Raw genomic sequence first — 13,168 nt, 5'->3', positions numbered from 1 at the left:
GACTACTCAGGTGCGGATCGTCGTTTGCCCGCCGTGGTTTGCACCAGGCCGACCCGGCACTGCCTTACCACTTGTACTCGACGCCCAGATTCACGCCCCACGGCTGCTTGACCTGATTGCCATGGCTGTAGTCCAGGTCGGCATGCATCTGCACCTTGTCGCTGACCTTCATCGTCGCACCGCCACCCAGGGCCAGGCGCGAGGCGGAGAGGTCGTTGTTGAAGGTGGTGTTGTTGACCCGCACGTCGTTGCGCTTGACGAACTCGTTGACCACCGCGGCCTTGAGGTAGGGCTGCACGACCTGCCCGTCGCCCAGGTCGATATCGCGCCCGAACGTGGAACCCAGGGTGCCCAGCAGCGAACGACTATGGTCGCCATGGGCCGTCATGCCATTGTCCAGCGCGTAGGACTTGCCCTGTACCGCCAGGGCCGCGACCTGGGCATAGGGCTCGACGAAATAGCCATCGTCGAGCTTGATATGCCGGCCGAACTCCAGGGTGGTGCCCACGCCGGTGGTGGCGTAGTTGCCCTTGGCCTTGGCGCCATCGCTGAGGCTGACGCTGGACGCGTTCTGGAAACGGTTGAGCTTGAGCACACCGTCGAAGTAGTAGCCGCTGTCGGCATCGAGCCAGGTGGCATAGGAGCCGATGTAGTAGCTGTCGACCTCGCCGGTGGTGCCATGCTTGATCTGCAGGTCGGAACGGCTGTAGCCGCCCAGCAGGCCGATCACCCACTGGCCATCGCCCAGGGCGGGCAACGGCGTGTCGACACCGAAGCTCAGGCCATGCTGGGTCTGCTTGTAGGCCATGCCCGAGTCGGCGGAGACGTCGAAACGGTTGCCATAGGCACGCATCCAGCCACCGGTCTGGCCGTTGTTCATGCGCACCTCGCCCATGCGGCTGCGCAGGGTGCTCAACTCGCCATACCAGGCGGTGCGCGAGGCGTCGAACAGCGAGAGGATCGAGTCGGTGCCGGGGCTGATGACCTTGCTCGAGGCATCCAGGTACCAATCGTTGGCACCGACCTTGATCAGGTCGTAGGAAAAGGTCCCGAGGTCGACCCGGCCATTGAGCAGCGAGAACGACGCATCGCCGGCGGCGGCACGCACCACATGGATCTGCTTGTCGGACAACGGGTCGGCTCCGCTGCTGGCCACCTCCAGGGTATGGCTGCCGGTGGCGGTGCCGGTGATATCCAGGAAGTCGGTACGGCCCGTGGCGAAATCGGTGTGCATGATGAAGTTGCCATTGCCGCTGAGGTTCTCCACCGACAGGGTGTAGAAGCTGCCCGGCTGGCCGAACTGCACCGAGCCGCCGCTCATGGCCAGGTTCTTCAGCTCGCCGTCCTCGACCATGATCCACTTGCCCTGGCTGTTGAGCGTCAGGGTGTCGACGTTTTGCAGGCGTCCGGTCAGGGTCGCAGCGTTCTGCAGGGTGACATTGGCGGTGCTGCCTGCCTCGGCCACCACATCACCGACCAGAGCGCTGTTGCTGACATCGAGATTCGCCTTGGCACCGTCGATCACTTGCAGCAGGAGGCCGTTACTGCCCACCAGCGTCGCGCCATTGCGGACGTTGATCGTCGACTCGTTGTTGCCTCCGGGGTTGTTGACCAGGATCGCCGCCCCGCTGAGGCCTTCGACATGGGTGCCATCGAGCGTCACCTGGGAACCGTTGGAGCTGCCTGCGGTATCGCCGAGGAGAAGTCCGTTGCGCCCGCCGGTGATCGAACCGCCGGTTGCCTGCAGGGTGCCGCCGAAAACCTGCACGCCATCGCTGGTGGCGCCGGACACCACGCTGTTGTTCAACACCAGGCTGCTGAGCCCACTCACCAATGCGCCAGCGGTACCGCCCGCCAGGACACTGTCACTGACGATGGCCGTGGAACCGCTCCCCCCGTCTCCCCGACAATCAGCGCGGTTCTATCACTGGTCACCGTGCTGCCGGCGGCGATCCTGGCGGTGGCGCCCCCTATCAGGGCAACGCCGGTCGCCGCCCCCCCGCTGACCTGAGTACCGCCAAGGTCAAGGCTGGTCCCCACATCCGCACTGATGCCGAGGGTCGAAGCGCCAGTCGCGGTGAGTACCGAAGTGCCCACCAGGCGATAGCTGTCCGGGGCGGTCGTGTGGTCGATGGTCAGATTCTCGTTGATCAGATCCCGCGCCTGAGCGACGTTGCAGAACACCAGCAACGGTATGAACGTCAATGCGGCGGCCTTGCTCCATGAAGAACGACGCCATAGAGAACGACGGGCCGGCGAACTGATCGCACGCACCAGTGGATTGAGGTTGAACACAGAACCGACCGGCATAACGCCATCTGAAAATTGAAAATTCATTGATTTTTAAACCATCGTCACACCCAAAAGGAGGAAAAAGCCTATAGATTCATTAGCTACTGATATGTAGGAATTTTCCTGATAAAGTTAGGAAAATTTCCGATTAAAAATGCCAGCCCTATACAAAAAAAACAGCCAGAGCGGTTATCCACTCTGGCCATTTAAACAACTAGGGCGTCGGCTGCCTGGGCGGTATTGGGCAGGGCTCATCGGATTCGTACATGCCGACTTTAACATCGGCAAATTCCGAAGTAACAAGCTCCCCTGTCTTATCCACAAAGGAGTAAGTTGCCCTTGCTCTTCCACCCGGACTGGTCGTCGGTATATAGATAGGCTTGACATAAGCGTCATAGCCAATACGCCAAACAAATCCCGTAACGGGCCAGTCCGGTCCCAAAGTGACGGGTAGCTCGTATTCTGCAGCGATTTCGCCGTCAGTGGGGTCCGAATGCTGATAAGCCACCCACTTCAATGTGAGTGTATCGCCGGGTCCAAGATCCTTGCTCAGATCCGGTATTCTCAGGCGCACAGACGGATCATCGGGGTCATTCGGGCCACCGGGTGTATAGGGTGGATCGTACAATGCAGGGCAGGCGAGGAAACCAAAATCGTTGACGCCCTCGAACTCCGGAGCATCGGGCCGATAGACCACGGCATTGACATTGACCTCCGTATAAGGCGAACGCTGCCAGTTGCCGGATGTCTTGTCCCTGATCCGATAATGGACAAGCACCTTGGGATCGTTGCCCTCATCATAGATATACTTCCAGGGTATAGTCACCGTTTCGTCTTCGCCGCCTTCATTGCCCTTGAGCGGGATATCGGCTTCCTCGACATGGTAAGCGCCCCAATAGAACTCTATGACCTTTCCAACATCGGCCGTTGTATCGTCATAAAAGGTGAACTCGAACGTCGCATCTTCCCCGTCATCCGCACGCACCAGCACATTGGGCTGACCGGGTGTGCTCTTGCCAAAGACTTCTCCAGGCGTCATATCGGCATTGACCGGGTCGGGCCAATCGATCGGATTATCGGGGCCCGGTCCCGGGACGGAAAAGTACACATCCACCGAACTGGTGAAAGGTCCACGTGGCACCGTACCGCGCAGAAACCGGTAGCCGATGGGGGTCGGTATCCGCCCTCCGTTACTCCAATCGTACTCCTTGATCAGGACATCCTCGGGTACCTTGATCCGCTTTGGCCATGTCGGTGATGAACCGATGGGCTCCGCTGTCAACTTGCTCTGACCCCAGGTCACCTCGATATTGTCGGTCGGTTTATGGGGGGTGAACTGCTCGATAACGACATAGATACCATCAAGCGCATCGTCCTGATTGACAAAGCCCTTGGGTTGGGACTGAGGGACGCTCGGATTTTGAAAGTTGCTGGGCATCACCCCAATCGCCACACCCACCTCTGTCGGATGAGACAATGGACTGCGGTTTCCCGCCTTATCGATCAGTGAATAAGCGACAAAGCAACCGCCATCGCCTTTGTCACGAATATAATCGACAGGAAAGTAAATCTTTCGATCGGCAGGCACATCAATAATATTAACGGGAAGCGGAGCGCCTGGATCATTCGGATCGAATGAAGGGACTTCGGTAACCCACCAGTAGGCTATTTTGTCTTTCGGCTGATAGTCGGAATAATCGGGAATCTCCGCTTCCACACCTGTCGTCTCCGCCGCATCCAGATCAGCATCTTCGAGTGTGTCCGGCAATATCAACTTCAGTGGTTCAGGCCCGCTCGGATAATCGGCGTAAGGAGCTTTAGTATCGCGGATCGCCGGGAACACACCACTGTGATCCGTAATGCCGTTGGCTAAACGAATATCATACTTGATCGAAAAAGCACCTTCGGTATCCCCCCAAACTTCAAGCGGGATATTCATTTCCAAAGGAAAACCTGGCAAATTGTTGCCATCGATGAGCCTACTATCAACCTGTTGATACACACCATCGGATGGGTTGCGTCCCGGCGCCCAGAATAGAAACACCTCATTGTCTTCACCAGGATTTGGAGTATTGGTCCATCTCTGAATACTCACTTTCAATGCCGCATAGTTATACGGCCTGCCGATGGTGCCATCCGCAGGATCGATAACTCCGACGGGAACAGGCAGCACTGGATCTTTAGGCGTTGTGCGACGCTCCGCCAGGGTCTTACGAAACGCCTGCCGCCCCTGGGCCGCAAGCGTCTTGATATCGGAGACTGTCATGTCCTTGCACTCCTCTCGTTCGCTATCAAACCCTGTCTGCCAGGGAAAGGAATAAGATTCGGCAGTCGATCGAGACGACAGTCCACGGACACTTCGGCTTGACTCGCCCGGCCACTGGGGCCTGGACAGATTTAACGCCATGCTCAAGGATTTGGATACTGTCAGAAATGACAGGTTTTCAGCGGTAGTGGCTTTCTGACCTCAGGGCACCTGCTCCGCCCTCCGGGCTGCGCTCGAAGTAACGCCAGGTGGGTCAGCTTGCCGCCCTGGCGACGATGATCAGGCTCGGCTCGTAGATCCGCGGGCAACGGACGGCTGGGGGTGTGCGGGCCGAGAGCACGGTGTACAGCGCCTTCGGGGGGCCGTGGTATATTCGCCTTCCTGCCCTCCAGCCGAAGGACCGCCAGACGGTGACCAGGAAAACCGGCATCCGCGCCCAGCAAGCCGACCAGACCCGCGCCCGTATCCTCAAGGCCGCGGTGAAGGTGTTCGCCCGCGACGGCTATTCCGGCGGAAGGGTCGAGAGCATTTCCCAGGAAGCCGAATCCAACGACCGCATGCTCTACTACTATTTCGGCAGCAAGGAACGCCTGTTCCTCTGCGTGCTGGAACACATCTACGAGCAGTTCAACAAGGCCGAAGGCAAACTGCGCCTGGAGCTCGGCAAGCCCGAGCAAGCCTTGCGTGAACTGGTCGCGTTCATCTGGAACTACTACGTCCGCCATCCCGAATTCGTCGCCATCCTGAGCATTGAGAACCTGCACCAGGGCAAGCACGCCCGGCAGTCCGGGGAACTGCGGCGAATGTCGGGAGAGGCGGTGGGCGTGCTGCGCCCGATCATCGAGGCCGGCCAGGCCCAGGGGCTTTTTCGCCAGGACCTGGACATCAAGCATGTGTACCTGATGATCGCCTCGCTTTGTTATTTCTATAACTCCAACCAGTACACCCTGAGCTCGTTCCTCGGCGAACCGCTGGCGCAGAAGCGAACACAACAAGAGTGGCTGGCGTTCATCAGCGACCTGGTGGTGCGCGGGGTCCTGCTCTCACCTGCAGGAGCGGACTTGCCCGCGACCCGGCCGGCAACCGCCCCCTGACTCAACGGCCTGACAGTGCCCCTGGTTAAGTAGACACTTACCTGCCGATGGCGTTTCCCCGCATCGCCAGGCATGCTGGGCCACCGCAATACAACAATAACTCATTGGGGCAAATCACCATGCAACGCTTTCTCAAGGGCTGCGCGCTGGCGCTGGCCGTCGGCTTGTCGACCGGTTCGCTGCACGCGGCGGACAAGGTCATTCTCGACACCGATTTCAACGTGCTCAACGACGACGGCCAGGCCTTCATCATGCTCGCGCAGCTGCATGCGCAGAAGAAAATCGACCTGCTCGGCATGACCCTGGTCAGCGGCAATGCCTGGGTCGACCAGGCACAGGTCGACGCGCTGAAGGCCGTCGAACGCATGGGCGTGGAAAAGGAGATCGGCGTCTACTCCGGCGCGGCCTACCCGCTGCTGCATGATTTCGCCACTTACCCACAGGAGCAGGCGTTGTTCGGCTCCGGCTGGCCCGGGGCGTTCAAGAACCCGCGGCCGACCTCGGCGGCGCAACTGGTGGCCCCGCCGGACGGCATGGCGACCCATACCCGACTGCGCAGCGAAACCGCCCCGCAGTTCATCATCGACAGCGTGCGCAAGAACCCCCACGAAGTGACGCTGCTGGCCATCGGCCCGCTGACCAACCTGGCCCTGGCGATCCGCCAGGCCCCGGATATCGTGCCGCTGATCAAGCGCATCGTGTACATGGGCGGGGCCATCGAGGTTCCCGGCAACACTACGCCGGCCGCCGAGTTCAACTGGTGGTTCGACCCGGAAGCGGCGCGGATCGTCCTGCGCTCGCCGATCGAACACGTGATCTTCCCCAACGATGTCTGCGAGAAGGTCATCTTCGACGCTTCGGTCTACCAACGGGTGATCGCCGCCAAGGGTGCGGTACCGGAACTGTACCAGAGCGTGTTCGGACCGGAGTTCGCCAAGGACCCGGGCTACCACAGTTTCACCTGGGACAGCCTGCCGGCGTTGTTCCTGACCGAGCCAGGCATCGTCACCGAGTCACGCGAGATGTGGATCGACGTCGACACCCACTTCGGTCCGGACTACGGCCGGGCGCTGGGCTACAGCAAAGGTGCACCGGTCGGTACGCAGAAGGCCAGGGTGGTGTTCGCCGTCGACCAGAAGAAGTTCTGGAACTACTATGTATCGCTGGTGACCTTGCCGACGCCGGTCAGGAAACCTTGAAGATCGTGTAGCCAGAAGCACTGCCAGTGCCAGTGCCAGCAGAGCCGGCGCCCACAGCGAGTTGCGCCAGACGCAAAGTCCGCGCAGGACGCGATGCGTTGTGGGAACCGGCTTGCTGGCGATGGCAGCAGCACGCCCCTCTCTAGAAACTCACATCCGCCGCCTTCATCACCTGCACGAACGCCCCGTTCAGGGTCGCATTGTGATGCTCGACGATGGCGCGAGCCGACAAGCCGGGCGTGTCCATGCAGGTATGGGCGTCACCCACCAGCACCGCCTCGAAGCCCAGGTCCCGGGCCAGCCGGCAGGTGCTGTCGACGCAGTACTGGGTCTTCATCCCGACGATGACCAGCCGCTTCACCCCGGCATCGTCCAGTTGCTCGGCCAGACCGGTTTCGAAGAAACCGCTGGGCCGGGTCTTGTCGAGCAGATGATCCGACGCCGGGTCCAGCTCCAGCTCCGACAGGACTTGCCACGCCACACTCCCTGCCGCGATCGGCGAGCCCTGCGGGCCAGTGTGCCGCAGAGCGAATATCGGTGCCCGGGCCCGGCGCGCCTGCCCGATCAACGTGGTGATGCGTGCCAGCACCTGCTCGCCCTCCCATGGCTTGTCCGGGCCATGAAACAGGCCGACCTGCATATCGATGATCAACAGCGCCGAGCGCTGGGGACTGTGAACCTGCATGGTGTTTCTCCTTCCTGGTGATGCCAGCAGGGGCCGGAAACCAAAAGGCCCCGTCCATTGCTGGCGGGGCCCTGGTTCACTGCGTTTCAATCACTCACACAGCAACCTCGCACCCGCCCTGGGCGGTCGCGGTGGTCGTGGTAGTCAGATGCAGCGAGACGATCTTCATAGGGTCGATCATGCTACAGCGTCGAGGATAATGACAACCCCAGCCACTCTTGAACTTGCACACCGCCTACCGATAGCGTGCAAGCCATGGATGAAAGTCGGGGCTATCCGGACATTTCTACAGAAGACGGCTGCGCCTCGTTCATCGGGATGTCTGCCAAGTCATGTATGCCGGCCGCTGGTGGCCCGTCTGACCACCCGGTCCTAGAAGCGCAAGCGCCAGCGCCCGTTGCGACGCAGGTCGACCACCGACAACGGCTCGATATCAATGGCGTTGAACGAGGCCGGCCCGGCCTGCAACGCATGGAGAATCGCCGCGCGAATCACGAAGGGGTGGGTGACGACAACGAAGTGCCCGTCCTCCTGGAAACTGTCGAGCCAGGCCGCCACCCGGGCGCACAGTGCGATCACCGACTCGCCCGCCGGCGGGGCCATCTCCGGATGGCTGACCCAAGCTGCCAGTGCCTCGGGGGCGTTCTCCTGCAGGTCGCTGAGGCTCAGGCCCTGCCACTCGCCAAAATCGTAGTCCCCCAGCTCCGGCACGATCTCGATCTCGTTGCCCAGGGCCTCGGCGGTCTGCCAGGCGCGGGTTTCCGGGGCACTGAGTATGCGTACCGGCTTTTTCAAGCGGCTGGCCAGTTCGGCCGCCTTGGCCAGTCCCTTGGGCTCGACCGGCTCGTCCAGCGGGAAACGCCCCAGACGCTGAGCCTCGGTTCGGGCATGGCAGACAACGCTGAGCCGGATCGCCATATGGACATTTCTCCCGTTCTGCCCCGCTGCGGGCACACGCCGCACGAGCACTGGTCATTATTGTAAGAATAGAAGCCGGTGAGAACCCGGCACGACGGCGCCACTGTAATCGCATTCTGGATACCGAGCGCGAGTTCCTTCCACGCACGATCGTTTCTCAGACCTGACGCACAATCCCGGGAGAATTTTCAGAGGGCCGACGCCACAGCATCGGACACCTGCCACACAAAAAGGAGTCGGTCATCCCGGCTCCCTTTTTGTCTTGCAGGTGCCAAACGCGTCCATAGCGGCTATTGTGGCCTCCATGCCATTGCGCGGCATCCTCACCTGTTCCCATCATCAAGGTACTGATCGATGTCATCTTCCCGCCTGAAAAAATTCCTCGGCACCGTTGTCCTGCTCGGCGGTTTCGCCGCGACCGATTCCGCGTTCGCCCATGCCCACCTGAAAAGCGAAACCCCGGCAGCCGACAGCACCGTCAGCGCCCCGAGCGAATTGCGCCTGGTATTCAGCGAAGGCGTCGAGGCGGCGTTGACGAAGGTCGAGTTGAGCAATGGCGATGGCAAGGTCGCGCTGAAAGGCATCGCCACCGATCCGGCCGACAAAAAGGTGCTGATCGTGACCCCGGCGGCCGCCCTGAAGGCGGGCGACTACCAGGTCAACTGGCATGCGGTCTCGGTCGATACCCACAAGAGTGAAGGCAGCTACGGCTTCAAGGTGAGCAACTGAGTTCATGCCGGATGCCATGGTCCTGTGTCGTTTCGTGCATTTCACCATGGTCCTGTCGCTGTTCGGGGCCTCTCTGTTCAGGCCCCTGCTGATCGGTTTGACGCCCGACACCGCGCTCGATTCACGCCTGCTCAGGGCGCGCCGCTGGATGGCCGGGCTGGCCTTGCTCAGTGCGACGGCCTGGTTGATGCTGACCACCGTCGGCATGACCGATGACGGGGCGGACGCCATCCGCCTGCCCACCCTGCTACTGGTGCTGGGTAGCACGTTCTTCGGCCAGGTCTGGACCTGGCACCTGGGCTTGAGCCTGCTGCTGTTGATCGCCCTTGGCGCCAACGCACCGCCCACGATCAGCCTGCTGCTGGCCTTCCTGCAACTGGCGACCCTGGCACCGGTGGGTCATGGCGCCATGCTCGACGGGCTGGGTGGGCAGTTGCTGATGTTCAATCAACTGCTGCACCTGAGCGGGGTCGGCGCCTGGATCGGCGGCCTGATGTTGCTGGCCCTGGTGCTGAGCCGCCCGGCCGGGCATGACCTCGAGCGGATCCTGCGACGCTTCAGCAATCTGGGTTATCTGATGGTCGCGGTGATCGTCGTCACCGGCCTGGTCAACGTCCGCGTGCTCACCGGGGCCCTCTGGCCGACACCGTTGTTGCAGGGCTTTGCGTTAATCCTGCTGGCCAAGGTGCTGGTGGTCCTGCTGATGCTCGGGTTGGCCCTGTTCAACCTGGTGATGAGCCGTCGTGGGCGCTTCACGATGCTGCGGCGCAGCGTCACTCTCGAATGGCTGTTGGGCCTTGGCGCGATTCTCGCGGTGTCGCTGCTGGGCACGCTGCCGCCCGTGCTGATGAACTGACCTGCACACACCACAACCCTGTAGGAGCAAGGCTTGCCTGCGAAGCCGTTGGCGTGCTTGAGGGCCTCTTCGCTGGCAAGCCAGGCTCCTACAAGGTCCGTATCGAACTTCATGACCACGCCCTGCCACAACCTGTAGGAGCAAGGCTTGCCTGTGAAGCGGGCAGCGGCCAGGCCACTCATCGTCCATTCAGGCGCAATGGACAAAAAAACCAACTCAGATAGTCATCTATATGAATCCTTCAGGTATATTCCCTGGAAACACGTAACAAGATATTACAATAAGGGGTTTCCGTTGGATCTTTCACATGCCGCGTGGCTCGCCCACGACACCCGCCTGATCCTCTGCTGCCTGGCCGCTATAGCCAGCATCATCGTGCTGATCAGCCTGACCAGACTGCCGCCTTTCCTGTCGATCCTGATCGGTACCTTCGTTGCCGGGCTCGGTGCGGCGTTGCCGCCGGAAGAAGTCGCCAAGGCCTTCAGCAAGGGTGCCGGCAGTCTGCTCGGCGAAGCCGGGATCATCATTGCCCTGGGCGCGATGCTCGGCGCGCTGATGGCCGAATCCGGCGCCGCCGACCGGATCGCCTCGACCCTGCTGCGTCATGCGAAAGGCAAGGCTCTGCCCTGGGTCATGGCGCTGGTGGCGATGGTCATCGGCCTGCCGCTGTTCTTTGAAGTCGGGTTGGTGCTGATGGTGCCGGTGATCTTCGTCATCGCCCGGCAGTCCGGCCAGCCATTGCTCAAGGTGGCGATCCCGGCCCTGGCCGGCATGACCACACTGCATGCGTTGATGCCTCCGCACCCCGGGCCGCTGATCGCCGTCAGCGCACTGCATGCCGACCTGGGCATGACCATGCTGCTGGGCCTGTGCATCGCCGTACCGGCGGTGATTCTTGCCGGCCCCCTATATGGCATCTGGCTGTCGAAACGCCTGGATGTACAGGAACCGGCCGAACTCGGCGCGCTGTTCACCGCCAAGATCGAAACCCGGCGCAAACCGGGCTTTGCCATCTCCCTGCTGATCATCCTGCTGCCGGTGCTGCTGATGCTCGGCAGCACGCTGGCCAAGGTCGCCATGGCACCGCAAGGCAGCCTGGCGATCACCCTGAAGTTTCTCGGTGAACCGCTGATCGCCCTGGGCATTGCAGTAATCGCGGCGGTGATCTGCCTGGGCTGGTCGATCGGCATGGCCCGTGACCAGGTCGGTGGAGTGCTGCGCAAGAGCCTGGCGCCGATTGCCGTATTGCTGCTGACCATCGGGGCCGGTGGCGGCCTGAAGCAGACGCTGCTCGAAGCCGGCATCAGCGACACCATCAGCAAGGTCGCCAGCGGCGCACACCTCTCTTATGTGCTGCTGGCCTGGCTGATCGCCGTGGCCCTGCGCCAGGCGACGGGCTCGGCCACCGTGGCGACCACCACCACCGCCGGCATCCTCGCGCCGCTGATGGCGGGCCTGGCGACGACCCAAAGCTCACTGGTGGCCCTGGCCATCGGCGCCGGCTCGGTGTTCTTCTGCCACGTGAACGATGCCGGGTTCTGGATGGTGCGCGAGTACTTCGGCCTGCAGCTCAAGCAGACGATCTGGGTCTGGTCGGTGCTGCAGACGATCGTCTCGGTGGTTGGTCTGATCGGAACCCTGCTGCTGTGGCAGTGGTTCCAGTAGGTCAGCAGCGCCTGGACTGGCGCTTTCGCGGATAAATCCTGCTCACACAGTGAGCGCCCGGACGCACACCTTGTGCACACCACCCACCCTGTGGGGATTCAACCGCGAACAAGGCCCCTGGGCTGGCCTAGTCCTCTGAATAGGCGAAATTCTTCAGCACTTCGCCATCCATCCGGTAGCGCACCCACTCGCTCTGCGGTTGCGCACCGATGGACTCGTAGAAGCGGATCGCCGGCTCGTTCCAGTCCAGCACGCTCCATTCCAGGCGCCCGCAGTCATTGGCACAGGCGATCTTCGCCAGGTGCCGCAGCAACTTCTTGCCCGCCCCCGCGCCGCGCTGCTGGGGCGAGACATACAGGTCCTCCAGGTACAGGCCATTGCGGCCCAGCCAGGTCGAGTAGCTGAAGAAGAACACCGCGAAACCGACCGGCTCGCCATCGCGCAGGCAGATCAGGCCGTGGGCCGTGGCGCCTTCGCCGAACAGGCTGCGCTCGATGTCCACGACACTGGCGATCACCTCGTGGCGGGCCCGTTCGTATTCGGCCAGCTCGGTGATAAAGGTCAGGATCTGCGGCGCATCACTGGGCCGGGCTTCGCGTATTTCGAGGGACATGGGCGCTTCCAGAATCGATGAAGTCGCCCATGCTATTCGGATTGTGTCGCCACTTGAAACACTTCAGCGAAAATTCGCCGGCAACAGCAGACAGGCCAGCAGCGTCAGCCCCAGGATCAGCAAGGCGCCTACTGCCAGTCCCTGCAGATGGGCCAGCAACATCGCCATGGGCCGAAGGTGCTCCGGGCCCTGCTCATGAGCGCCCATGGCGCAGGCTCTCAAGATCGGACTGCGCCAGGTAGAGCACTTCGTAGACCTGCCCTCCCCGGCTGCGATCCGGGGCGGCCGACGACAGCGTGATACGCAGCAGCCGCCAGTTGGCCGCATCCAATGCCAGGAAGGACGCCAGGGTATCCTCCCGGCTCAGGATCGCCTGGCTCCGCTCTCTCTCGGCCGCCAGCAAGCCGATACGATCGGTCTGCGGCTCGATCGCCCACTCCTCCCGGTACAGCGCCTTCGCCTCGCGCGCCGGGCCGAAGCTGAATTCCAAGGGCAGCCAGGACTCGACCTGCGGCCGCCCGAACGAATCGATGACCACCTGGAAACGCTCGTCCATCAGGAAATGGGCGGCGCCCTGCGGGTCAGCCCACAGGTAGACCGACGCGTAGAGATTGTCCGTGGCGGCGAACACACCCCGCTCGCGGGCAATGAACGCCTTGAACAGCATGCCTGGGGTGCCGTCCCAGCGCGGCCCCAGTTCCCTGGCGCGGCGGCGGATCAGCTCCATGTCGTAGTTGGCGGGCAAGCGGTGTGAATATTGTTTGGCAAACATGACTGCGCTCCTTCGGCAATGACCGGATGTGGATAACCCGGAGCCAGCTTGCGCAAGGTCGATAATTACAACAAGATAT

The 13,168-nt window shown here is 61.8% G+C and carries 12 protein-coding genes; 5 read left to right on the top strand and 7 right to left on the bottom strand.

What is annotated here, in order from left to right; all coding sequences use genetic code 11:
• Positions 1 to 64 precede the first annotated feature (64 nt).
• From ACM62G_RS20710 to ACM62G_RS20700, 3 genes are all read right to left on the bottom strand, one after another.
• Entirely contained in the window at positions 65 to 1,831 is a 1,767-nt protein-coding gene (locus ACM62G_RS20710) for an autotransporter outer membrane beta-barrel domain-containing protein (protein ID WP_419735433.1), read from the bottom strand.
• Entirely contained in the window at positions 1,828 to 2,310 is a 483-nt protein-coding gene (locus ACM62G_RS20705) for a hypothetical protein (protein WP_419735432.1), read from the bottom strand. The genes ACM62G_RS20710 and ACM62G_RS20705 overlap by 4 nt, the downstream gene beginning before the upstream one ends.
• A gap of 196 nt (positions 2,311 to 2,506) precedes the next feature.
• Entirely contained in the window at positions 2,507 to 4,558 is a 2,052-nt protein-coding gene (locus tag ACM62G_RS20700; protein ID WP_273825779.1) for a hypothetical protein, read from the bottom strand.
• A gap of 410 nt (positions 4,559 to 4,968) precedes the next feature.
• Here ACM62G_RS20700 and ACM62G_RS20695 point away from each other — a divergent pair, with 410 nt between their 5' ends.
• Together ACM62G_RS20695 and ACM62G_RS20690 are read left to right on the top strand one after the other, a co-directional pair.
• Positions 4,969 to 5,652 (top strand): TetR/AcrR family transcriptional regulator, encoded by a 684-nt coding sequence (locus ACM62G_RS20695; protein ID WP_273825778.1) that lies wholly within the window; start codon positions 4,969 to 4,971, stop codon positions 5,650 to 5,652.
• Positions 5,653 to 5,771: 119 nt separating this feature from the next.
• Positions 5,772 to 6,851 (top strand): nucleoside hydrolase, encoded by a 1,080-nt coding sequence (locus tag ACM62G_RS20690; protein ID WP_419735431.1) that lies wholly within the window; start codon positions 5,772 to 5,774, stop codon positions 6,849 to 6,851.
• Between the two features lie 142 nt (positions 6,852 to 6,993).
• Here ACM62G_RS20690 and ACM62G_RS20685 read toward each other — a convergent pair whose 3' ends face one another.
• On the bottom strand, positions 6,994 to 7,536 hold the full coding sequence (locus ACM62G_RS20685; protein ID WP_416769998.1) for a cysteine hydrolase family protein: 543 nt from the start codon (positions 7,534 to 7,536) through the stop codon (positions 6,994 to 6,996).
• A gap of 372 nt (positions 7,537 to 7,908) precedes the next feature.
• On the bottom strand, positions 7,909 to 8,454 hold the full coding sequence (locus ACM62G_RS20680) for a histidine phosphatase family protein (RefSeq protein WP_419735430.1): 546 nt from the start codon (positions 8,452 to 8,454) through the stop codon (positions 7,909 to 7,911).
• Between the two features lie 354 nt (positions 8,455 to 8,808).
• Here ACM62G_RS20680 and copC point away from each other — a divergent pair, with 354 nt between their 5' ends.
• The 3 genes from copC (at position 8,809) to ACM62G_RS20665 (ending at position 11,704) form a co-directional block, all read left to right on the top strand.
• Positions 8,809 to 9,183, top strand: a complete 375-nt coding sequence (gene copC, locus ACM62G_RS20675) for a copper homeostasis periplasmic binding protein CopC (RefSeq protein WP_419735429.1) — start codon at positions 8,809 to 8,811, stop codon at positions 9,181 to 9,183.
• 4 nt (positions 9,184 to 9,187) lie between these two features.
• The gene (copD, locus tag ACM62G_RS20670) at positions 9,188 to 10,039 is read left to right on the top strand and encodes a copper homeostasis membrane protein CopD (protein ID WP_419735428.1); all 852 of its coding nucleotides are present in this window, start codon (positions 9,188 to 9,190) and stop codon (positions 10,037 to 10,039) included.
• 294 nt (positions 10,040 to 10,333) lie between these two features.
• Positions 10,334 to 11,704, top strand: coding sequence for a gluconate:H+ symporter (locus ACM62G_RS20665; RefSeq protein WP_419735427.1), 1,371 nt, complete (start codon positions 10,334 to 10,336; stop codon positions 11,702 to 11,704).
• A gap of 127 nt (positions 11,705 to 11,831) precedes the next feature.
• Here ACM62G_RS20665 and ACM62G_RS20660 read toward each other — a convergent pair whose 3' ends face one another.
• Together ACM62G_RS20660 and ACM62G_RS20655 are read right to left on the bottom strand one after the other, a co-directional pair.
• Positions 11,832 to 12,317 (bottom strand): GNAT family N-acetyltransferase, encoded by a 486-nt coding sequence (locus ACM62G_RS20660; protein ID WP_273825773.1) that lies wholly within the window; start codon positions 12,315 to 12,317, stop codon positions 11,832 to 11,834.
• A gap of 193 nt (positions 12,318 to 12,510) precedes the next feature.
• Positions 12,511 to 13,089 carry a DUF4865 family protein gene (locus tag ACM62G_RS20655; protein ID WP_273825772.1) on the bottom strand — a complete coding sequence of 193 codons (579 nt, stop codon included), beginning with the start codon at positions 13,087 to 13,089 and terminating at the stop codon, positions 12,511 to 12,513.
• Between the last annotated feature and the right edge of the window lie 79 nt (positions 13,090 to 13,168).

This window comes from Pseudomonas sp. COR18, assembly GCF_048568395.1.
Classification (GTDB): domain Bacteria; phylum Pseudomonadota; class Gammaproteobacteria; order Pseudomonadales; family Pseudomonadaceae; genus Aquipseudomonas; species Aquipseudomonas fuscovaginae_B.
This window is presented reverse-complemented; position numbering and strand designations above follow the sequence as displayed.